This window comes from Psychrobacter sp. Arc29, from assembly GCF_041431175.1.
In the GTDB taxonomy this organism is placed as follows: domain Bacteria; phylum Pseudomonadota; class Gammaproteobacteria; order Pseudomonadales; family Moraxellaceae; genus Psychrobacter.
The window spans coordinates 133,204-154,966 of sequence record NZ_JASMRR010000005.1 but is presented as its reverse complement, the minus strand read 5'-3'; the positions used below and the strand labels follow the sequence as shown (position 1 = coordinate 154,966).

Genomic DNA, 21,763 nt, shown 5'->3' with positions numbered 1-21,763 from the left:
ACATTTTTATAAGACATCAAAGGACGAGCTGATATGGATAGCAACACCAACTATGATAATGGCCTCAAGGTACGCACAGAAGTGATGGGTGAAGCGCATGTCAAACGCTCGCTTGATGCCGCCACAGGATTTACTCAGCCATTACAAGACTGGATCATTGAGCACGCTTGGGGCAGCACATGGCAAGATGATTCAGTATTGCCGCGCAAATATCGCTCATTGATCACTATTGCCTTTTTGATTGCGCAAAAAAGCCCAAGCGAGTTAAAAGGACATATCCGCGGTGCCATCAACAATGGCGCTAGCGTCGCTGAGATTCGCGAAGTGCTGATGCATAGCCTGCCGTACTGCGGTGCACCTGCCACGCAAGAAGCGTTTCGCGCCGCCATAGATACCCTAAATGAGATGGAAATCGATATAGATATTTAAAACTATGGTCGCTAGGTTAATCATAGTAATCTTAATGATATTGTACAAAAACTGCCTGATAAATTTCTGCTATAATATCGCCACTCATAAAACATTCTGATCATTCCATAAACCCTTATACTATAAAGGGTTAAGAGATAATTCTATTATGACAACTGCCGTACAAACCCATGTACCTGCTGCTAAGGTCAAACCCAAAAAAGCCATCCAAGGCGAAAAACTACGTGGCTATGATAAAGTTGCCCGTATCCCAATTAAAGTAATCCCGACCGTTGAGGCAAAGAAAAAGCCTGACTGGATTCGGGTAAAAATGTCATCGCCGGCTGAAGTGGCGCGTATCAAAGCGACTTTGCGTGAGCAAAAGCTCTATACCGTCTGTGAAGAAGCGGCCTGCCCTAACTTGCCGCAGTGCTTCGCGGATGGTACCGCCACCTTTATGATTATGGGTGATATCTGTACGCGTCGCTGCCCTTTCTGTGATGTTGGTCATGGTCGTCCTAATGAGTTAGACAAGGATGAGCCACGTCATACTGCTGAGACCATCCAAGGTCTGCAGCTCAAATACGCGGTCATTACCTCTGTCGATCGTGATGATCTCAAAGATGGCGGAGCTGGACATTTTGTAGAGGTGCTAAACGAATCAAGAGCGCTTAGCCCAAACTGCTTGATTGAAATCCTAGTACCAGATTTCCGTGGTCGTATGGATATTGCGTTGGATTTATTGACAGAGACCGCGCCAGATGTGTTTAACCACAATATCGAAACCGTGCCACGTCTATACAAAGCTTTCCGTCCAGGTTCTGACTATCAGCATTCACTCGACTTGCTTAAGATTTATAAAGAGCGTCGTCCTGATATCGCGACCAAATGCGGTTTTATGGTTGGTCTTGGCGAGACAGAAGAAGAGATCTATGCCCTACTTGATGATCTAAAAGCGCATGACGTAGATATGATCACGATTGGTCAGTATCTACAGCCTAGTAAAAACCATGCTCCTGTTGATCGTTATGTCCATCCAGATGAGTTCCAGCGCTATATGGACTACGGCAAAAAGATCGGCTTCTTTAGCATTTGGGCAGGCCCAATGGTGCGCTCAAGCTACTTTGCCGATCGTCAATACTATGGCGAAGATTGCCCAGCACCTATCCGTAGCAAAAAAGCATTAGAAGCTGAAGGCAAACTTGGCTGCTAAGCGCTGATTTGATTATTGTTAAACCAATATCAAAGTACTAAAGATAGTAGCCAAAAATATAAAAGGGTGAATAACATGTTTTGTTATCCACCCTTTTTTTATGATTCGATCAAATAGCTCTATCTTTAAAATATCAGTAACTACAGTCTAGATCCTTTATATCTATACCATTACCAAAACTTTGAGTAGCAAGGAAAACGAGTGCAAGTACTACGTATTGTAGACTAAACGAGTTTGACACAGCTAATCATAGTTTTGGGATTGGTACTCTATATTCAAAATTAGACACTCATCGTCGGGGTTGGCGCTGCACTCGTTTTTATATTGAATACCGCAATACCCACCACGATAACCGCGCCAATCATACCTGTGGTAATTTCAGGATAAATGAGCAATAAAGCACCAATAGCTAAAATAACGCGAGTCACGGTGTTCATATCGCCTTTGAAGTACCCTTCAAGTGCCGAGCTTAATGCAATCACACCTGTCACTGAGGTCACAACGACTGTGATGATATCCAAAATAGGCGGTAGCGGGAAGTCTTTCGCCGTAACTGCCAAACCGGTCGGATCTATCATGAGCATCGTTGGATTATAGATAAACATAAACGGTACGATGAATCCGGCAAGTGCCAGTTTAAGCGACAAGAACCCTGTTTTCATCGGATCGCCACCGGATATACCAGCGCCAGCAAAGGCTGCTAGACACACAGGCGGGGTAATATTGGCAAAGATACCAAAGTAGAATACAAACATATGCGCTGACAAAATTGGAATATCAAACCCTGCCAATGCTGGAGCAGCCATGGTCGCGGTAATGATATAGGCAGGGATAGATGGTAGCCCCATTCCCAAAACCATAGATGCTAGCATCGTCAAAATAAGCGTAAAGAACAACGATCCCGCACCTAGCGTGACAATAGAAGATGTCATTACTGTACCAAAGCTGGTCAAACTCACAACCCCAATGATAATACCAACGACCGCACAAGCCGCCATGACCGCAAGCGACTGGCGCGCACCGTCTTCTAATGCACCCAAAATATCAGAGAAGCTCATGCGCGTCTCAGCGCGTAGCATACTGATCACCACGGTAAAACCAATCGTATAAGCAGCGGCATATCCCACAGGGACGTTTCTAATTAATAAGAAAATCAAAAAGACAATCGGTAATAGCATGTGACCGCGAGCTTTTAACACTTCTTTTACCGCGGGCAAACTCTCTTTAGCGATACCTTTTAGGTCACGACGTCCAGCGCGGAAATGCACCTGCGCAATGACGCCTAAATAGTACAATATCGCAGGCAACAAAGCGGCAAGCGCAATCGTACTATACGGCAGACCGGTGGTTTCCGCCATAATAAAGGCACTGGCACCCATAATCGGAGGCAAAATCTGTCCGCCAACCGAGGCACTCGCCTCAACCGCGCCCGCGAAGTCTTTGTGATAACCGACTTTTTTCATCAATGGAATGGTAAAGGCACCAGTACTGACAACGTTTGATAATGCAGAGCCATTGATACTACCCATAAAGCCACTAGAGATAACCGCGACTTTTGCGGGTCCGCCTTTTTTGTGACCGGCGATGGCTAATGCCAAATCATTGAACAGCTGTCCCATTCCAGAACGTGCTAAGAATGCACCAAAGAGAATGAACAAAAAGATAAAGGTCACTGACGCGCCAATCGCAACAGAATAAAGACCTTCGGTTTTTAGAAATAATTGACCAAAAATATCGCCCATATCATAAGGGCGAGTCAGCAATCTATCAGGCATAAAATCCATGTGACTGACAAACGGATACGCCAAAAATATCCCTGCCAATATTGGCAAAATCCAACCAGTGATACGGCGACTGCCTTCTAGCACGCAGACCACCGTAATCAGAGAAAATATCACATCAAGCGGATTGGCCATGCCACCACGCGAGGTCACAATATCCTGATACTCGTAGATCAGGTAGCTCATACCGGACAAAGACAATAAAAACCAAATCCAGTCATACCATGCGATTCGACTGCGACTGCTTTTTTTACTGGCAGGAAAGATCAAGAAAATTAAGGCAAAACCGACACCGACGTGTACAGAGCGCTGTAGCAATGCAGGCATTGGGTTAAAGGTAATATACAAATGGAAAAGTGAATAGAGTATACAAATACCAGCGATAAAGTACTTTACTGGTCCTTGCGTGATATGACGTGTGATTGACTCTCGGTCATATTTTTCCAATACCGCTCTGTTGACAGCCTCAGCGTCTTTGTCAACGCTATCATCTGGTGTGGTATTCACGCTACCGTGATCCGTCACTTGGGAGTTCATGACACAAGTCCTTTTTAAATCTATCAATTAAACCATACGTCTTAGGCATGATCACCACTTCAGAATAATCTGGCACCCACTGATGAATCAAAAAACGATGACTAGCGTAATCGATCTCGCCTTTGGTCAGTCTAGAGACTACCCAATTTAGGCTAGGTAGTTTTTCATTGATTTGATAACCCAGATAGCCAGGTTTTTGTATGGGTGCAAGGGGTTCGGTCGAAGGCGTACCAGCACCAAATGCTTCAAAGTATGTGGTGGTGAGGAGTAGCATAGCGTCTTCTGTACTACTTTTTTCTAGACGCTGATATTGCTCTTCCCACCACTGCTTTTCTACAGAATGTATCCAGCGCAGCTGAAAGTCAGGGTCAGTGAAATAACACACTTTGTCGTCACTACCCTCTATTGCAACGCGAACTTCGACCACGGACTGACGCGCGACACCTATCCATAGGGTCAAAAAAACCAGCGCCGCAATACATGCTGCGCCAGTCGATAACCATAATAAATTATTTGGCCGCTTGTTCGTCATAGTACTTTTTAGCGCCAGGATGAATTGGAGCGACCATACCTTCACTAGCCGTCTCTAGACTGATATCGTTGGCTGCTTGGTGTGCTGTTTTTAGACCGTCCAGATTATCAAATAACGCCTTAGTCAATTTATAGCCATCAGATTCAGATAAATCAGAGCTCACCAATAGCGCATTCATGATTGCGGCAGTTGGAATCGCAGCGTCATTGCCATACGTGCCAGCAGGAATTTCAAAGGTTTTGAAATAAGGCTTGGTCGCAATGATTTCTTTTAACTTGTCTTGATCGATAGTAACTAATTGCAAATCTAAACCTTGCTCTAGCTCCATAAGCGATGAGTTTGGTAGACCACTACTAAAGAATGCCGCTTCAATCTTACCTGCTTTCATACCATCAGCTGCTTCAGCAAAGCCCAAGTAATCAACAGTGATATCATCATAGGTGATACCGAAGCCTTCTAGTAGCGTTCGAGCATTCACTTCCGTACCAGAGCCTTGATCGCCAACGGCAATACGCTTGCCTCGTAAATCCTCAATATTTTTGATGCCAGAGTCTTTTGTCGTTACGATTTGCACCACGTTCGGGTACAAGACTGCAATCTGCTGAATGTTGGTAATAGGCTTGTCAAAGTTGTTTTTGCCTTCAACCGCATCCGTGACCACGTCACTGAGCGCCAATACCATATCGACTTTGCCTTGCGTCAATAGATTGACGTTTTCAACCGATGCGCCCGTAGTTTGTGTCTTTGAGTTGACGCCAAAGTTTTTTACATAGACTTCAGACAATGCAGTGCCGATGATGTTATAAGGGCCAGACGCACCGCCTGTGGCAATGGTTAGGAACTTAGTATCGAGTGTGTCAGTAGCCGCATCAGCTGACGTACTATCCGCAGCAGCTGTCTCATTGCCTTCTGAGCTTGGAGATGAGCAGGCGGTTAAGCCTAGCATGGCGCTTAATATCGCTGACAAAAGTAAGGGAGATTTTAGAGAAGTGAGCATTGAGTTCATCCTTGAAATAATCGATTTAATACAACCAACGGCATTAATATATAGGTATTAATCCGTTACACTTGAGTAATGATATAGCAATTTTTGTTATAAATAAACCAAAGACTGTTTTCTCTTTTGCTTTCAATGCCTTATATTTCAGGCTTTTTGAGAAAATATTTTTATTCTACATAATAGCTGACACCTACATTGTTCCGCTATGTGAAACAATGTTTCATCTTCATTTAACCAAATTTTAATGATGTTGTAAACCTTTATCGCGGTTTGTCTATATGCATTACGCTGTATATTTTGATTTATTTTCATTACCACTTTGATTCTGCTATATTTTGACTGGATATTCATTCATTGGCTTTGTCTAAAACATGTTTTACGTAAGTCGATGAATGCTTCATTATATGAACCGAAACCATTATTTTTTATGACTCAACTTGGATAATTTTTATGACAATATCTACAACAGAAGCGCTGGAATCGTTGTCTGCTGACATTGCCATCATTGGTGGTAGTGGCTTGTATCAGATCCAAGCACTGACTAATAAGCGCAGCGTGACGATACAGACACCTTATGGCAGTCCATCCGATGACATTGTTTTGGGTGAATTAGAAGGAGTAACGGTTGCTTTTCTGACGCGGCATGGTCAAGGTCATAAACTGACCCCATCTGAAGTACCCTACCGTGCCAATATCTATGCGCTAAAAGTATTAGGCGTACGCTACATCGTCTCAGTATCGGCGGTCGGCTCGTTGCAAGCATACCTCAAACCGCTAGATATGGTCGTACCAAATCAAATGATTGATATGACCAAGCAGCGAGCAAGTACGTTTTTTGGTGAGGGCGCAGTCGCTCATGTATCAATGGCAGACCCACTCTGTCCTGCCCTATCAGATATCCTAACGCGTGCCTATAATAAGGCAGATATAGCTGAAGGCATCTGTCACAAAAAGGCGACCTATGTCTGTATCGAAGGGCCGCAGTTCTCAACCCGTGCAGAGTCGGAATGGTATCGTCAAATGCAAGCGGATATCATCGGAATGACAAATATGCCAGAAGCCAAATTGGCACGTGAAGCCAGCATGGCTTATGCGACATTGGCCTTGGTGACAGATTTTGATTGTTGGCATCCTAGCGAAGAAGCCGTCAGTGCAGACTATGCGATAAAAAACCTGATGAAAAATGCTGAAAACGCTCAAAAGGTGGTTCAAGAAGCGGTTGCTTTGATTGCCGCTGAATCACCCGAATCCATCGCCCACAATGCCCTTTCCCAAGCTTTGGTCACGCCTGTGGATATGATGGATGAACACACTAGAGTCAGACTGGCTGCATTGCTATAGTAAATATTTAAAGATATTTAGATAAATGATTGTCTAGGATACACATTACCTATGCACATGCAAAAAGGCCATTAAGTATATTAATGGCCTTTTTATGATTTTAATCAGTCTGTTTGGGCTCTAAGCTAACGAGACACCTTTACTCTTAACAGCAACCGCCCATACCAGACGATGGCATCATAGCTTGATCAAATGGCATCAGCTCACCGCACCCTGCAAAAATACCATAGTGGCGACTGTCATCACCGATAAACTCAAAATGCGGCGCAAAGCGTGACTCTTGTAGCATAAGAAAGGTATTGCCGCAGACAGGAAATACTCGGCCTGCTTCAATCGCATGATGCTTGTCTAGATCAAACCGATGCGGGGATTGCTCGATAGACCCTTTGTAGATCACCGCTTGTCCATGATCTTCACAGGCATCTTCTAACGTTGCAATTTTGAATAAACGATAAGTGGCTGAGAAAAACTGTATATCACCGATTTTGGCAGCCAATATAGGATCTGTAATCTCAAGCGGTCGATCTTCGACCAGACGTGGGTCTAAAAACCCTGCGTCTCTTGATAAACGGATAAAGTCTTTCCAATACAACGCGCCACTCAAGCACTCTCCATATAATACAGGATCATCGATCAAGTGTTGCGGGATACGGCGATCGGCATAAACATCAGAAAAGTAAAATTCGCCGCCCGGTTTCAGCAGTCTCTGCACGCTCGCCATCACGGCGGCTTTATCTGGTGATAAATTGATAACACAGTTTGAGACGATAATATCAAAGCTACCATCAGCAAGGTTTAACTCATCTAGCTTTTCGATATAACCATGCAAAAACGTCACATTGTCATAGCCAAACTTCTCAACATGATAAGCTTGATGCTGCTTGGCAACTGCCAGCTGCTCATCGGTCATATCCACACCGACCACATGACCGCTCTCACCTACCAATTGCGCCAGTGCGTAAACGTCTCGGCCTGAGCCACTGCCCAAGTCTAAAATTCGGCAGCCTTCAAGCAATGCAGGACACACCAGTCCGCAGCCATAATAGCGGCTCAATACCTCATCATGGATATTTGCCAATAACGGCTTAAGCCACTCAGGCATATTGCTAATATCACAACACGCTGAGGTTTTTAGGTCATCGGTTCCTTGCAACTCTTTGCCATAGTAATTTTGCACAACGTCATGCATAATAATGTCCTTATTAATAGTAAAATCCAATTACAAGTTAAGTAGATAACTATAGAAAATCATGTTTAATTTTTAGATCTTGTTGAGCGTATTGCGCCAATCTGATGGTAGATGCTTTAGATCTTCAGGCTCATCAATGTCATGCAACGCTGGCAATAACGCCAATGTCCAACCTAGTGCCGCAATACGTTGCTTAGTGACTTCAGCGACGCTAGACGTACTCCAGTTGATGTTTGAAAAAAGGCTTTCATTGATCTGCTTAAATCCGAGCAATACATATCCCCCATCGGTTGCAGGAATCATCACCGCGTTATCTTTCTCTAGCTGCTGTACGGCGGTCTGTATACGCTCTGCCGTGAGACTAGGACAATCTGTTCCAATTAGGACAACTTTTTCATATTTTTCCAATGCGTTCTGACTGGCTGTCAGCATACGCATACCCAAATCACCCTTTGCCTGAGCAGACCATTGTAGAGACTGGGGTAAATCAAGCGATTGCCAGCAGGCATCCATTGGCGCTGGACTCACGCATAGCTCAATGGCAAAGTCGCTCGCCACAGCTTGCTCGACACTATGTAATAACAACTGCCTTGCCATATCCGCAGCACCATCGATACCCAATGCAGGTTGCAGACGAGTCTTTGCTTTATCACGTGCTGGATATTTGGCAAATAAGATGACGCAGGTAGGTTGCTCTTTTATCTGTGAGTTGACATCTATGGTAGTGGTTCGGTCGCTGGTCGCATGCATCAATACGAAGCCCTTTTTGTTATTGTTATTAGTCCAATATGGCTGGATCATTCCTACTTATAATAACGCTGTTTTAAGCTGTCAGGCGATATCCCGCGCCAATAATCAAAGCGCAAATGCCACATCAAAAATATGGTGCGGAAATATCCATGTTGCTGCCAACGCCGTGCGGACGTCGTCACTGTGCTTTTTAAACAAGCGGGCCTACTAATGGTTTTTAGGCGCTTACATAGCTCGACATCTTCCATCAATGGCTGATCAGGATAGCCACCCAGTCGTTCAAATAAAGATTTTTTGATAAAAATAGCCTGGTCGCCCGTTGCAATACTGACTAAACGTGAGCGCTTATTAATCATCATACCAACGACTTTTAATAACGGATGATGACTATCTAAGCGCACATCAAAGCGCCCCCAGTCATGCTCTGCCATTGCTCGCTGTACCTGATGTATTGCATCAGTCGGCAACTGAGTATCCGCATGTAAAAACAGCAGCACATCCCCAGTCGCTCGCTTAGCACCAGCATTCATCTGCCGAGCGCGTCCAGCAACAGACTCGATAACATGCCAGTCAATCGATGACTGTCTCGTTTTTGGCAACGCTTTTAGCAAATTATGGACGGCGGTAATCGAGCCATCCGTTGACCCCCCATCAACCACTATCACTTGCTGCGGCGCGGGGCTGAGCGTATGGATATGAGAAATGAGGTGTGGCAAATTATCCACTTCATTTAACAATGGAATAATGATAGAGAGGTTCAAGGTATGTCCCGTTTTAATAAGAATAAACTCGCGAGCATTGATTAAAACCTTGACTTATTTTTTGTTCAAATTCCAATTGTAGTCAGTGTAGCTGATTTTTATTTTGCCTTGGTTTAGATCTGCTGTCTGCGCTTTACTCATTCCGAGTGATGAGCTATAACGACCCAAAAACCCTTCTAAGTTTTTTGTACCACGCCAATTACTCTCAAAATCCGACTTATACCATTTAAAAATCGGCGACACCCTTAGTGTATTACCCTTAAGATTGTTGCGACTACCATCTGCCAAGAATTTAGCAGTTGCCTGCTCTAATTGACCATCCAAACCTTTGCCAGTAAAGGCGTCATCTTGCAGTGCAGGACAACCAATACTCGCGCAATTAACAGCGAAGTGAATACGCGGATCTTTGTAGCGTTTGGAACCACGAATGAGGTTGTGCTCGATATCGTCAAGCGAGCGCGTTTTACCCAATAGCGGAATAAACTCTTGCTTCCACGGCGAGCCAAACAGACCGCCAATGTCTTTGATGGATTTAATATTAGGATATTTCGTGAGTACCAAATCGACCGTACCTGCATTATAGACATTGATCAAAAATGCCAACTGCTCGTTTTTACTCCAACGATTAAATTCTGCTTGAGAGACTTTGCTCGTCGCTTCAAGATAACTTGCCAGCTTGCTCTTATCCGCTTGCATGCCCGCATAATTCACCACAGAAGCCTTACCACCGTTGGTCATGGTGACATGCTTATTTAATAAGCTATCCCAACTTTGATGGTTGAAATCTGCATAGGCAACCGCGCTTGATGATAAAATCGCGAGCGCAATGATGGGTTGCACGATCAAGGCCTTTGTTGAAACATTCAATCTTGACATGAGATTCACTCCACTTGAGTTGATGATGTTTGTCTGTCGCAAGTGTCCAGCTCGATAGCCTAACAACTATTTATTATCAACGACCCTTAATGGTAAATATGGGCGTCTAAACAGTCGTGTCTGCTATCGTCTGCTCTACGATCTCTTCTTCTAACGCGCCGCCGCAGCTGCTCCCTTGTCCTGCTGTGCATCCATAGCAGTGATCCGCAATAGCAATCGCATCGCCAGAGGGATTTTGAGTGAGTAGATCGCTGAGATGACGGCGCGATTTATTAGGTACAGGCATCTCTAATTGCTGATTAAAGTCACAGTCGAACAATTCGCCCAGCCAATTAACACTGATTGTCGAGCGGCACATCACTTCACTCAAGTTGTCCGCCACGTAGTTCTCTTTGAGTAAATCCATATACGGGTGAAATTCATTTTTGGCCAATAGTACCGCGCCAAAACGCTGAATCGGCATATTGGTGAGGGCAAACAAATGGTTGAACTCGATATTAAAGTGTTCTTTTAGCTCCCGCTTATAGTCCGCTTCAAGCTGCTGCTGATTGGGCGGTAAGGTAGCGCCTTGCGGGTTGTAGACCAAGTTTAAGGTCAGTCCTGAATCAGTCCTACCATATCCTAACTGGTTGAGTTTTTGTAGACCTAATATACTGTCGTCGAATGCCCCTTTGCCGCGCTGCTTATCTACGTTTTCTAAGGAGTAACATGGCAAGGATGCCACCACTTCGACTTGGTTATCTGCTAAAAACTGCGCCATATCCTCATAGCCATCTTCCATAAGAATAGTCAGGTTACAGCGGTCTATCACTTTGACGCCCAGCGCACGAGCCGCTGTGACCAAATACTTAAAATCTTCATGCATTTCAGGGGCACCGCCCGTCAAATCGAGCGTATCGATATTTTGCGCTTGCAATACTTTGGGAATCAGCTCAACCAACTCACGTGACATCATCTCCGTGCGATAAGGACTGGCCGCCACATGGCAATGGACGCAAGACATATTGCATAAGTAGCCCATGTTGACTTGCAGTATCGTTAGTTCGCGACGTTTGATCGCCGGAAAGTCGGTGTGCTCAAGTAGTTCGATAGTCGATTTCATAATCGTATAGACCCCGTTAATAACACAACTCAAAAAAGATATGTTTACATATAAGTAATTGCTTTTATTTGCTATTTGATAAACATCATACCTTATTTACTGACCTGTCATTTTACATTTTGTTTAATCAATCATACCTGATTGTGAATCACTGGTAATATCAGTTTTGTAAGATCAATTTTGTTATTTATGCCAACCAATGCTGCTCTACTTAGCCTTCACAAAACGCTGATCGATATACCGTTTTAGATACCAAAGCCCGAGACCTTGCAGACTGAGCGCTCCCCAACTGGCAATGGCGTACTTGTCCCCGCAAGACAATAAATATAGCGTGCGTGTCTTGGGTTGATAGTCTTGCATAGGTTCGTCTTTGAGATAGGCCAATAGGTTATCTGCCTCTATCGAGCCGCCATGTACCGCATGAACGCCTGAATGCGCCATATCTGCATCTACTCGCGTGGCAACATCACCAACGGCAAATACATTAGAATGAGAGACACTCTGCTGCATGGTATTAACGGCGATGAAACCATTATCTACCGTCTGTAAATCAGTGGCAGCGGTCCATGCTGAACCCACTACCCCAGTTGCAGCGATCACAGCATTCATGGGCAGCGTGTCATGTGCGGTCAATAAATGACCATCATGATAACCAGTCGCTCGCTCATGGACTATCTTAATATCATGGCGATGCAGCTGCCTAATAACGCGTTGCTGAAATCGTGGATTAAATCCTGATAACAGATGCTCACCGCACACCAGTGTCACTTGATGGTTACGATTGATATGCTGTAGCGCGACTTGAGCTGCCATGACCAATTCGGTCGCGGCAGCCCCAGCACCAACGATTGCCAATTGATATTGACTAGCTTGCCGCGCCTCAGCCAAAATCTGCTGCCAATGCGTGATAAAACCTGACAAGGGACGAATAGCGATTACATCCGTGCTGGCGTGAGTATCCGTCTTAGCATAGCTGTCTCGTTTATCTAACCAACGCATATCTGTATCTGCGCCAGTATTCAATGACAACATATCATAATCAAGTGCCAATCGCTCATCGCCCGTTGTCGCGACCATATTGGATGCCGCATCAACCTGCACGATCGACTGCTCAATAAAGCGCACACCCGCTCGCCTACAAAGTGATTTTATATCGATACTGATATCGTCAAGCGAGTAATGTCCTGCCATCCAACCAGGTAGCATTCCTGAATATATAGTCTGCGGCTGCTCGCTAATTAGAGCGATGTCTATAGCCGTTCCCTTGAAACCCGTACTCTCTAGCTGCCCAGCAACAAGCCGACGTAACAGTCCAATATGAGCATGACCTGCCCCTGCTAATAGTAGTTTTTTTGGCGACAGCTGTTTCATTGGCATCCTAATCAAAGTGATGGATATATGTTTGACGAACGAGTTGTAATGCCTTTCATATAAGTAGCATAAAAAACGGCCTACAAATAAGATATGTCTGATAGACGACCCTGATGATCGGGTGGATGGTATAAGTGGCTTAGATAATTTAGATAATATTGACCATACTCATTTTTGTCATTAAATGGTGCTACCAAGTATAGATTTCATTACCCTGTCACGTAACACAAAAAAATAAGGTAAAATGGTCGACCAATCAGCGCCTAGTAAAATAAAATCATAACGACGCCACCTAACTGATCGGTATTTTTGAAATAACGATCCATAAAAAATATAGACCATTAAAACCTGTCAAGGAAGCTTATATGAGTAACACTCTCGATACCAGTAATGATAACATTCTCTCCTCCGACAACACTCACTACTTGCACCACAACTTTTTTGAGCCAAGTGACAAAAATGTTGCCATCAGTGCGACGCTATTGATTGTGCATGGTATGGCAGAGCACAGTGGTCGCTATGCAGATTTTGCACAGTTCTTGGCGGACCATGGCATTGCTGTCGCAACCTATGATCATCTTGGACATGGCCAGACTATCAAAACCGAAGCGGATTTGGGTTTTTTTGGTGAAGAGCATCCAGTACAGTCGCTGCTAAAAGATGTGATTGTTATGGCAGATAGCCTAAAAGCACGTCATCCTGATGTACCGCATTTTGTGATGGGCCACTCCATGGGCTCGTTTATCGTGCGTAACGTACTTAAGCATCATGCGCATAATTTCACTGGCGCGATATTGATGGGTTCAGCAGACGTCAATCCATTGACCAAAGTTTTGCTACCTATCAATAAAGTATTGGCAAAAGTGGCACCTAGACAGCCGAACTCAGTACTTGACAATACCATGAACAAAGTATTGAACAGTCAACTAAAGGATCGCACCGCATCATCGAAGTTTGCTTGGCTAAGTGAAAATACTGCAAATATTGAAGCCTATGAAGCTGATCCAAAGACTGGTTTTGACTTTACCAACAATGGCTTTATGACATTATTTACTTTGATGGATACCGGACTAAACAAAGGCTGGGCCACCACCATTGCTAAAAACTTCCCAATGCTATTTATCAGCGGTGAAGATGATCCTATTGGTAACATGGGACGCGGTATTCGCCGAGTGGTCAAACGCCTACATAAACAAAAATTTAGCCATGTTGATATTCAACTGTACCCTGATATGCGCCACGAAGTGTTACATGAAACAGACCATCAAACGGTTTATCAAGATATTTTGGCGTGGATAAAAAACACTGCACCAGACGCTTAAAGCACGATAAACAATTTATCTTGAGTAGTCTTTTGAGCGCTTTTCCTCGGGCACTGCCATAATGAAATACTGAACTTGTTTGCTAAAAGTGGTCAAATTAGCGACAATATGGCAAGCAAGTTTTTTGGCCCAGTTATCTTGTACAATCGTCCATATTTTATAAGCATTGTATTTTAAGCTGGTCTACCCAAGTTATGTCACTATAAATACGAATCACCTCTCCCTTTTACTTATGTTAGGAACCTTTATGTCATTACAACAAACCATCGAACAAGCTTTTGAAAACCGCAACGAATATAGCCCAAGCACCATGCCACAAGACGTGCGTGATGCCATCGAAGAAGTATTGGCTAAGCTTGATGACGGCAGTCTGCGTGTCGCTGAGAAAAAAGACGGCGAGTGGGTCGTTAATCAGTGGGCAAAAAAAGCGGTCTTGCTATCATTCCGCCTAAACGACAACTATGCCATGCCAGCGGGCGAGCACGTCCAGTTTTATGACAAAGTACCGACCAAATTTGCCAATTGGACTGAAGCTCAATTCAAAGAAGCAGGCGTTCGCGTTGTACCGCCAGCAGTTGCCCGTAAAGGCTCATACATCGCAGCGGGTGCGGTATTGATGCCTTCTTATGTCAACATCGGTGCGTATGTCGATCAAGGCGCGATGGTTGATACGTGGGCGACCGTTGGCTCATGTGCGCAAATCGGTAAAAATGTACATCTATCAGGCGGTGTTGGCATCGGCGGTGTCTTAGAGCCATTACAAGCCAACCCAACCATCATCGAAGACAACTGCTTCATCGGTGCACGCTCTGAAATCGTTGAAGGCGTGATCGTCGAAGAAGGCGCAGTTATCTCTATGGGTGTCTATATCGGTCAATCTACACGTATCTATGACCGTGAGACTGGCGAGATTCATCGCGGCCGTGTACCAGCAGGCTCTGTTGTCGTACCAGGCAGCTTGCCATCAGAAGACGGCACTCACAGCTTGTACGCTGCCATCATCGTGAAAAAGGTAGACGCGCAAACTCGTGCTAAAACATCAGTAAATGAGCTATTACGTTTAGCCTAGTATTTTTAATATTCATAGCCTCTTACCCGAACGGTACGGACGGCGATAAACTATCTTTACTAAAGACGCTGAAGAAAACTTCAGCGTCTTTTTTGCACCCTAATGCAGAGCGTTGCGTTATAATCCGTTTTTTGGTTTTGTTTTATCCAAACATAAAACGACAAATACCACAACCTGCCTTCTTCTTTATTACGATTGATAACCGCTTCATCGCCTTATCAACCTTTAACTGTATTTGACACATTATGAGTGAATCACTATTGCGCACCGCCGCTATCCCCGTCACTGACCCTGAAGCAGGGTTGCGTTTGACTGAGATTTTTTATTCCCTACAGGGTGAGGCACTGACGTCTGGCTTGCCGACGATATTTGTACGCCTAACCGGCTGTCCGCTGCGCTGCGTCTACTGTGATACCGAATATGCCTTTACGGGCGGCGCGCGTCAGTCATTAGAAACCATCATAGACACGATCAAAAGCTACCCATGTAAGCGTATCTGCTTGACTGGCGGTGAGCCATTAGCACAGCCAAACGCGATTGAGTTGATGAAACGCTTGCTAAGCGATGGCTATGAGATATCCCTTGAGACAGCGGGCGCGCTCTCGGTGCAAAACGTACCGCCAGCCGTCAGTAAAGTGATGGATCTCAAAACCCCAAGCTCAGGCGAAGTCGATAAAAACTTATGGTCAAATCTTGACCATTTAACCGAGCACGACCAAATCAAGTTTGTAATCATGAACCGCAAGGACTATGACTGGGCAAAAGACCAATTAGTCGAGCATAAGTTAAATGAATTGGTCGGTACGGTTTGGTTTTCTCCGATGTTTAACGTTGTCGATGATATTGATGAAGCGCTTAGCCCTGAAGTGCCTGTATTGGCAAGAGAGCTTGCTGAATGGATGCTGGCAGATGCCTTACCCGTTCGCTTCCAGTTGCAATTGCATAAAATCATTTGGGCAGATGCCAAAGGCAAATAAAAAGATAAACTATACGCTCGTCACTGATAGAACATCCATTTAGAACAATAAATACAAATCCATATGCAGGCACACATTTTCAAGGAGGAAACATGATTCGGCTGATCTTACTAGGGCTACTGTCAGGTGCGTTTTTTAGCTCAACCTTTGTATTAAATGAGCTGATGAGCGCTGCTGGTGGGCATTGGTTTTGGTCAGCAAGTCTGCGCTATGTCTTTATGCTACTGCTACTGACAGCGATGATTGGTGTTCAGCATGGCGTGGGACGGATCGGTGAGCTATGGGCGATTTTTCGTCAACATATAGGGTTTTGGTGCCTTACTGGTAGTATTGGCTTTGGCGTGTTTTATACTGGCATCTGTTACGCAGGTGATCATGCCAGTGGTTGGGTCGTAGCGGCAACCTTTATGTTTACCGTCGTGACCAGTTTGCTTGTCTTACTGGCATTCGGACAACGCTTTGATAAAAAATTCATCGTTTATGCTTTGATTGTCTTTATAGGCGTCGTACTGGTCAACGTCAGTGAAGGTCTGCATGCACCTAGTGATGCCAATGCCATACCGCTCACGCAAATGCTACTATATGGCGCGCTACCAGCATTGATCGCGGCGTTTAGCTACCCTATTGGCAATCAGTTGGTCTGGCAGGCCTCTTACAATGCGAAACAGCATAAAGCTAGGCACCAAGATAGTGAGCACCATTCGCAGCCGATGCGTGCAGAAACAGCGCTATTGGCCAGTGCCCACGATGCTACTGATACGCATAGCACTGACCGTGATACTGCGAATAGCGCCACGCTACAAACCTTGATCGGACGTATTCCTGTTATCGAGACGGATCTGTTACAAAATGCCTTTAACAAAGTATGGCTGATGACCGTAGGGAGTTTGCCATTTTGGCTCGTTTTAGGCATCATAGTGCGCCCTGAGTTACCGGGCAGCGCGCAGGTATTTAACACGCTGCTGGTCGCCTTGTTATCAGGGGTGGCCGCGACCAGTCTGTTTTTATATGCGCGTGAGCAAGCGGTGACCTCAAGCGAGGTCGCTGGCGTTGACTCGACCCAAGCCAGTGAAATCATTTTTGCCTTAATTGGTGGTATGATCCTGCTGGGAAATCCACTACCGTCAGCCTTAGGTCTGGTCGGTATTGTACTGATTATCATCGGCTTGATACTGTTTGCAAAAGACGGCTAAATGACTATCTGACAATGGTCTGATTTTATTTGGCTCATCTACAAAACACCCATTTAAAACGAGAATATCCATCATTTTTTATGATCAAGAATTGGCAATATAACCATGGTTAATGATTTAATTTTTCCTGATATTCTATTATATTTATTGGACATGGTGGGTATCATCGCTTGCGCAATTGCAGGGACGTTGCTCGCTCAGCACAAAGGCTTTGATATTGCTGGCTGCATCTTGGTTTCGATGGTCAATGCCATCGGCGGCGGTACGCTACGTGACATGGCACTAGATCGTCATCCACTGTTTTGGATGACGGATCTTAACTATGTGATCGTCATTACTGTGACATCCCTTATCTTACAAATATTCTTTCATCTCTATCACAAGATTGATAATGCGCTTAAGCTTTTTGATGCCATTGGTCTCGCCGCATTTAGCGTGATTGGCTTTAAGGTCGCATTGACCCAAGGTATGTCACCCCTTGTTGCGATTATGATGGGCGTCTGGACAGCCATTATTGGTGGGATGCTACGTGATATTATCTGTAATGAGATACCGCTCGTATTACAGCGTGAGATTTATATCACGGCCAGTATCGCAGGGTCTGTGACGTATTTATGCCTACAATACGTCGGTGTCAGCGCTGGCATCAATGAGTTTATTATGCTGTTTGTGATCTTTGCGGTACGCATGCTGGCGCTTAGATTCGACTGGCATCTGCCCTCTATTCGTCTGGTTGCTTAATTAGCTACTTGGTAGATTGATGGCTCTAGACATGACGAACGATAATTAAAAATAGTGAGAATGGCTTATGTTGGCTATCGCGTTGGATCCTGCAGCTCTAATCACTACTTTTGACCCCCGCTCTTTGATCTATTTCTTTGACATGATTGGGATTATCGCCTGTAGCGTTTCAGGGACGATACTGGCCAAACATAAGAACTTTGATGTCTTTGGTTGCCTACTAGTCTCTATCGTCACAGCTATCGGCGGCGGCACCGTACGCGATGTGATTTTGGATCGTCATCCGCTGTTTTGGATGGTAGATATGAGCTATCTGACGCTCATTACGATCTCTTCACTAGCCATGCAGATATTTTTTCATCCGAACTCAAGACGAGTCGATAAGTTCCTAAAACTGTCTGATACAATCGGTCTATCCGCCTTTACGCTCATAGGTATCAAGGTCGCTGATAGCATGGGTACCAATGTACCAGTAGCATTATTATTGGGCGTGATTACCATCATCGTTGGTGGCATCATTCGCGATATGATCTGTAATGAGATTCCACTGGTATTGCAGCAAGAGATTTATATCACCGCAGCATTAACTGGAGGTATTCTATATTTTGCTCTAAAAAATTTAGGCGTTGCCGATTGGGTTGCTGATATCTCTGCAATGAGTACGATTTTTACCTTGCGTATGCTGGCTATTCGTTATGATTGGCAGTTCCCCACTCTTGAGTGGAAATATTGATGTTAAATCAAAAAGTAGCAAATGGTATCAGCACACTCAAACTTGACTATACTGATATCATTTAAGCCTTAACCCTGCTCTACCACAGCCAAGTCTTTTACCATCAACTGTAGGCTTTGTTTGCCATTCCATTCATTGATATCTAGCTGAAATAATAAATGCACTTTTTTGGCACGATAGTCCCAAGCGTCATTATCAAAGTTAAAACAGATTGCTTCAATCGGATATTGAACGTCTGGATAACGCAGCGATAGTTTAAGGTGCTTGTCTTTCAATATCTTAAAACTCAATACCTCAAAGACACCGTCAAAGATCGGCGGTGCAAATCCATGACCCCAAATGCTAGCATCTGCTAAATGTTCAGCGAACCACAAGCTAAAATCTCCCGCTTGCAAAGGTCCATCAGTGAATTTCTGCTCTGCAAATACGTCATCATCCATTTGAGCCATAACTTCGTTAAACGCGGCGACAAATGCCTCAAAATTACGACGCTTTAGAGTCAGACCTGCTGCCATCGCGTGACCACCAAAATGACTGATTAAATCAGGCTGACGCTCGGCGACTTGTTCAATCGCATCACGAATGTGCACGCCAGCGATCGATCGTGCAGAGCCTTTGATCGCATCGTCTTCACCAGTCTGCTCCGTATCGGCTGGCGCAAAGACAATGCTAGGTAGGTAATGACTTTCTTTTAAACGTCCAGCGACAATACCAATCACCCCTTGATGCCAATCATCCTGATACAGAACGATACTACGAGTGTCTGTATAGCTTGTCTTATGAGTAGTGGCGAATTGAGTATTAACTTCCTGAGTAATGAGGTCATCGCCACTGTCACTTATGCTTTCATTGACCTCAATATCAGTTTCAGTAGCCAATGCCTGTACGATACTATCTGCCTGCGCACGCATCTCGCCTTCTACATGACGGCGTGTACGGTTTAGTTGCTCAAGCTCTTGCGCCAAACGCTGGGCGGTGCTCCAATCTTCAGTCAATAGGCACTCAATCCCGATACGCATATTATCCATACGTCCAGCCGCATTGATACGTGGCCCTAAGACAAAGCCAAAATCTTGCGCGTGTAATTGCTTGGGGTCACGGCCTGCTTGCTCAAGCAACGCCAAAATACCCATGCAGCAGCGACCTTGACGAATAGCAGATAGCCCGTGATGCACTAAGATACGATTGTTTTTATCGAGCACGCCGACATCTGCAATCGTGCCAAGCGCTACCAAATCTAAATACTGACTGACCTGTACCGTAGACTTGCCAGCGTCGCGGCGTAACTTTGCCAATCGTCCCAGCACATAAAACGCGACTCCTACCCCGACCAGAGCTTTACTGGTGAAATTGCAAGCAAGCTGATTGGGATTGACGACGGCTTCAGCGGGTGGTGTCTCTTTAGTTGTGAGATGGTGGTCAGTGATAATTACCGTAATACCATCCGCTTGGGCGCGCGCCACACCTTCATGACTGGAGATACCGTTATCGACCGTCACTATCATGTCTGGCTGAAAGGTTGCGATGCCCAATTCGACAATCTCTGGTGTTAGCCCATAACCGTACTTGAAACGATCGGGTACTAAAAAATCGACGACTGCACCCATCTTCGTGAGTGCGCGCATCATCAGCGCGGTACTGGTTGCGCCATCACAGTCAAAGTCACCAACGATCAGGATACGCTGACCGTCATCAATAGCGATGTCCAATAGACGCACGGCATCAGTGATACCGTGCAGCATGTCAGCAGGCAACAGGCCAGACAAACCAGTCTCCAGCTCATCAGGCGCAGTGATACCTCGACCCGCATATAAGCGAGCGAGCGTCAATGATTGGGCGGCCAGTGGTTGCAACGCGGCGGGCAACTCGTCAATGCGAGTGCTGGTATTACGGGGGGTTAAATTTAGCATGAGCGTATTTTACTGCCTTTAAGGCAGGGTCACAACGACAATTTATAGCGTCTCTGTACACTAGCTAATATTGCATTTATTTACCAAAGATGTTGGTTTAAATGGTAATTTGGAAAAAGGATTTATCCAGTGAACACGTATCGCATATGGTTCTTTATTTACAAAAAGGATGCATAGTGACCGTACTTTTCTGCATTTTGCTACAAAGCAATGATTGTATGACGCCTATAAATCCATAGAATAGTAAACAACTGAGAGACTTGCTAATTATTGAATTTTACGTCATTAATATTTTAATTATTTATAAGGATACTTTATGAAAACCACACCAGCTGCTGAAAAACTACCAAATACGATTGATCCTAGCTTAGATCTTGATCAAGTTAAAAAAGAATGCCTCGGCATGGTAAAAAAACGCGCCAGAGTATCTGCTGGTGTTGCCATCGTTCCTGTACCGTTCTTTGATGTGGCGGTTGATGCTGGTATGCTGACACAATTGATTCCTGAGATTAGCGAACGTTTTGGTTTGATCGAAGACCGTCAATCAGCCATTAACCTAGAATCACGCGAAGTGCATTGGAGCGCTGTCAAAGACCGTACCGTCGATTTTGCAGGATTGATGGCGACACGTGGTATCGTTAAGAAAACCATTCAAGGCTTTGGTGGTCGTATCGCCGCAAAACAAGTCACCAAATTTATCCCATTAGGCGGTCAATTGGTTGCAGCAACGATGGGTTATACGATTTTTAAGAAAATCGCCACTGATCATATCAACGAGTGCTACAAGCTAGCAAAAGACATTCAGCAAAAAGAACATGGTAAAAATGTCTAATAGAAATTAGATAACGCCATATCTATAGAGCCAGCTATGAGCTTTTTTAGCTGGCTTTTTTGTGAGTGATAGCATTGCAGACTGCCTCAAGCGACTGGTTAATGATGCCATTACTATGTTTTACT

The 21,763-nt window shown here is 44.7% G+C and carries 20 protein-coding genes; 10 read left to right on the top strand and 10 right to left on the bottom strand.

All coding sequences use genetic code 11. The features are described 5' to 3' along the window. The first annotated feature begins 33 nt into the window (after positions 1-33). Together QO189_RS08735 and lipA are read left to right on the top strand one after the other, a co-directional pair. Positions 34-429, top strand: a complete 396-nt coding sequence (locus tag QO189_RS08735) for a carboxymuconolactone decarboxylase family protein (RefSeq protein ID WP_371532428.1) — start codon at positions 34-36, stop codon at positions 427-429. Positions 430-577: 148 nt separating this feature from the next. Next, positions 578-1,621, top strand: coding sequence for a lipoyl synthase (gene lipA / locus QO189_RS08730; RefSeq protein WP_298807214.1), 1,044 nt, complete (start codon positions 578-580; stop codon positions 1,619-1,621). Between the two features lie 281 nt (positions 1,622-1,902). On the opposite strand, the gene QO189_RS08725 is transcribed toward lipA, so the two are convergent. From QO189_RS08725 to QO189_RS08715, 3 genes are read right to left on the bottom strand one after another with little or no spacing between them, the layout of a single operon-like run. Beyond that, positions 1,903-3,939, bottom strand: a complete 2,037-nt coding sequence (locus tag QO189_RS08725; RefSeq protein WP_371532427.1) for a TRAP transporter permease — start codon at positions 3,937-3,939, stop codon at positions 1,903-1,905. Next, positions 3,911-4,471 carry a DUF1850 domain-containing protein gene (locus QO189_RS08720; RefSeq protein ID WP_371532426.1) on the bottom strand — a complete coding sequence of 187 codons (561 nt, stop codon included), beginning with the start codon at positions 4,469-4,471 and terminating at the stop codon, positions 3,911-3,913. Before QO189_RS08720 ends, QO189_RS08725 begins: the two co-directional genes overlap by 29 nt. After that, positions 4,449-5,468 (bottom strand): TAXI family TRAP transporter solute-binding subunit, encoded by a 1,020-nt coding sequence (locus QO189_RS08715; RefSeq protein ID WP_371532425.1) that lies wholly within the window; start codon positions 5,466-5,468, stop codon positions 4,449-4,451. Before QO189_RS08715 ends, QO189_RS08720 begins: the two co-directional genes overlap by 23 nt. Before the next feature lie 453 nt (positions 5,469-5,921). On the opposite strand from QO189_RS08715, the gene mtnP reads away from it, so the two are divergent. Further along, positions 5,922-6,812: an S-methyl-5'-thioadenosine phosphorylase gene (mtnP, locus tag QO189_RS08710; protein WP_371532424.1), complete on the top strand. Its 891-nt coding sequence runs from the start codon at positions 5,922-5,924 to the stop codon at positions 6,810-6,812. 145 nt (positions 6,813-6,957) lie between these two features. On the opposite strand, the gene QO189_RS08705 is transcribed toward mtnP, so the two are convergent. The 6 genes from QO189_RS08705 to QO189_RS08680 all read right to left on the bottom strand — a co-directional run bounded on the left by QO189_RS08705 (position 6,958) and on the right by QO189_RS08680 (position 12,861). Next, the gene (locus tag QO189_RS08705; protein ID WP_371532423.1) at positions 6,958-8,001 is read right to left on the bottom strand and encodes a methyltransferase domain-containing protein; all 1,044 of its coding nucleotides are present in this window, start codon (positions 7,999-8,001) and stop codon (positions 6,958-6,960) included. A gap of 72 nt (positions 8,002-8,073) precedes the next feature. Next, positions 8,074-8,751 carry a TIGR04282 family arsenosugar biosynthesis glycosyltransferase gene (locus tag QO189_RS08700; protein WP_371532422.1) on the bottom strand — a complete coding sequence of 226 codons (678 nt, stop codon included), beginning with the start codon at positions 8,749-8,751 and terminating at the stop codon, positions 8,074-8,076. Between the two features lie 53 nt (positions 8,752-8,804). Continuing rightward, on the bottom strand, positions 8,805-9,512 hold the full coding sequence (locus QO189_RS08695; protein ID WP_371532421.1) for a TIGR04283 family arsenosugar biosynthesis glycosyltransferase: 708 nt from the start codon (positions 9,510-9,512) through the stop codon (positions 8,805-8,807). A 54-nt stretch (positions 9,513-9,566) separates the two neighbouring features. After that, on the bottom strand, positions 9,567-10,352 hold the full coding sequence (locus QO189_RS08690) for a DUF547 domain-containing protein (RefSeq protein WP_371532420.1): 786 nt from the start codon (positions 10,350-10,352) through the stop codon (positions 9,567-9,569). Positions 10,353-10,494: 142 nt separating this feature from the next. After that, on the bottom strand, positions 10,495-11,490 hold the full coding sequence (arsS, locus tag QO189_RS08685) for an arsenosugar biosynthesis radical SAM (seleno)protein ArsS (protein WP_371532419.1): 996 nt from the start codon (positions 11,488-11,490) through the stop codon (positions 10,495-10,497). Between the two features lie 207 nt (positions 11,491-11,697). Further along, positions 11,698-12,861, bottom strand: a complete 1,164-nt coding sequence (locus QO189_RS08680) for an FAD-dependent oxidoreductase (RefSeq protein WP_371532418.1) — start codon at positions 12,859-12,861, stop codon at positions 11,698-11,700. Between the two features lie 365 nt (positions 12,862-13,226). Here QO189_RS08680 and QO189_RS08675 point away from each other — a divergent pair, with 365 nt between their 5' ends. From QO189_RS08675 to QO189_RS08650, 6 genes are all read left to right on the top strand, one after another. Then, positions 13,227-14,183 carry an alpha/beta fold hydrolase gene (locus tag QO189_RS08675; RefSeq protein WP_371532417.1) on the top strand — a complete coding sequence of 319 codons (957 nt, stop codon included), beginning with the start codon at positions 13,227-13,229 and terminating at the stop codon, positions 14,181-14,183. A gap of 247 nt (positions 14,184-14,430) precedes the next feature. Further along, entirely contained in the window at positions 14,431-15,252 is an 822-nt protein-coding gene (gene dapD, locus QO189_RS08670; protein ID WP_371532416.1) for a 2,3,4,5-tetrahydropyridine-2,6-dicarboxylate N-succinyltransferase, read from the top strand. Positions 15,253-15,497: 245 nt separating this feature from the next. Beyond that, positions 15,498-16,229 (top strand): 7-carboxy-7-deazaguanine synthase QueE, encoded by a 732-nt coding sequence (queE, locus tag QO189_RS08665; protein WP_371532415.1) that lies wholly within the window; start codon positions 15,498-15,500, stop codon positions 16,227-16,229. 92 nt (positions 16,230-16,321) lie between these two features. Beyond that, on the top strand, positions 16,322-17,422 hold the full coding sequence (locus QO189_RS08660; RefSeq protein ID WP_371532414.1) for a multidrug resistance efflux transporter family protein: 1,101 nt from the start codon (positions 16,322-16,324) through the stop codon (positions 17,420-17,422). Between the two features lie 105 nt (positions 17,423-17,527). Continuing rightward, entirely contained in the window at positions 17,528-18,163 is a 636-nt protein-coding gene (locus QO189_RS08655; RefSeq protein ID WP_201598401.1) for a trimeric intracellular cation channel family protein, read from the top strand. A gap of 67 nt (positions 18,164-18,230) precedes the next feature. Beyond that, positions 18,231-18,896, top strand: coding sequence for a trimeric intracellular cation channel family protein (locus tag QO189_RS08650; protein WP_371532413.1), 666 nt, complete (start codon positions 18,231-18,233; stop codon positions 18,894-18,896). Positions 18,897-18,964: 68 nt separating this feature from the next. Here QO189_RS08650 and recJ read toward each other — a convergent pair whose 3' ends face one another. Then, a complete protein-coding gene (gene recJ / locus QO189_RS08645; protein WP_371532412.1) occupies positions 18,965-20,806 on the bottom strand; it encodes a single-stranded-DNA-specific exonuclease RecJ in 1,842 nt (613 codons plus the stop codon). A gap of 316 nt (positions 20,807-21,122) precedes the next feature. On the opposite strand from recJ, the gene QO189_RS08640 reads away from it, so the two are divergent. Continuing rightward, entirely contained in the window at positions 21,123-21,638 is a 516-nt protein-coding gene (locus QO189_RS08640) for a hypothetical protein (protein ID WP_238036887.1), read from the top strand. Positions 21,639-21,763: the final 125 nt, after the last annotated feature.

Coding starts and splice junctions, on each gene's coding strand:
- QO189_RS08735 (WP_371532428.1), top strand. CDS start 34: ATGGATAGCAACACCAACTATGATAATGGCCTCAAGGTACGCACAGAA.
- lipA (WP_298807214.1), top strand. CDS start 578: ATGACAACTGCCGTACAAACCCATGTACCTGCTGCTAAGGTCAAACCC.
- QO189_RS08725 (WP_371532427.1), bottom strand. CDS start 3,939: ATGAACTCCCAAGTGACGGATCACGGTAGCGTGAATACCACACCAGAT.
- QO189_RS08720 (WP_371532426.1), bottom strand. CDS start 4,471: ATGACGAACAAGCGGCCAAATAATTTATTATGGTTATCGACTGGCGCA.
- QO189_RS08715 (WP_371532425.1), bottom strand. CDS start 5,468: ATGCTCACTTCTCTAAAATCTCCCTTACTTTTGTCAGCGATATTAAGC.
- mtnP (WP_371532424.1), top strand. CDS start 5,922: ATGACAATATCTACAACAGAAGCGCTGGAATCGTTGTCTGCTGACATT.
- QO189_RS08705 (WP_371532423.1), bottom strand. CDS start 8,001: ATGCATGACGTTGTGCAAAATTACTATGGCAAAGAGTTGCAAGGAACC.
- QO189_RS08700 (WP_371532422.1), bottom strand. CDS start 8,751: ATGCATGCGACCAGCGACCGAACCACTACCATAGATGTCAACTCACAG.
- arsS (WP_371532419.1), bottom strand. CDS start 11,490: ATGAAATCGACTATCGAACTACTTGAGCACACCGACTTTCCGGCGATC.
- QO189_RS08680 (WP_371532418.1), bottom strand. CDS start 12,861: ATGAAACAGCTGTCGCCAAAAAAACTACTATTAGCAGGGGCAGGTCAT.
- QO189_RS08675 (WP_371532417.1), top strand. CDS start 13,227: ATGAGTAACACTCTCGATACCAGTAATGATAACATTCTCTCCTCCGAC.
- dapD (WP_371532416.1), top strand. CDS start 14,431: ATGTCATTACAACAAACCATCGAACAAGCTTTTGAAAACCGCAACGAA.
- queE (WP_371532415.1), top strand. CDS start 15,498: ATGAGTGAATCACTATTGCGCACCGCCGCTATCCCCGTCACTGACCCT.
- QO189_RS08660 (WP_371532414.1), top strand. CDS start 16,322: ATGATTCGGCTGATCTTACTAGGGCTACTGTCAGGTGCGTTTTTTAGC.
- QO189_RS08655 (WP_201598401.1), top strand. CDS start 17,528: ATGGTTAATGATTTAATTTTTCCTGATATTCTATTATATTTATTGGAC.
- QO189_RS08650 (WP_371532413.1), top strand. CDS start 18,231: ATGTTGGCTATCGCGTTGGATCCTGCAGCTCTAATCACTACTTTTGAC.
- recJ (WP_371532412.1), bottom strand. CDS start 20,806: ATGCTAAATTTAACCCCCCGTAATACCAGCACTCGCATTGACGAGTTG.
- QO189_RS08640 (WP_238036887.1), top strand. CDS start 21,123: ATGAAAACCACACCAGCTGCTGAAAAACTACCAAATACGATTGATCCT.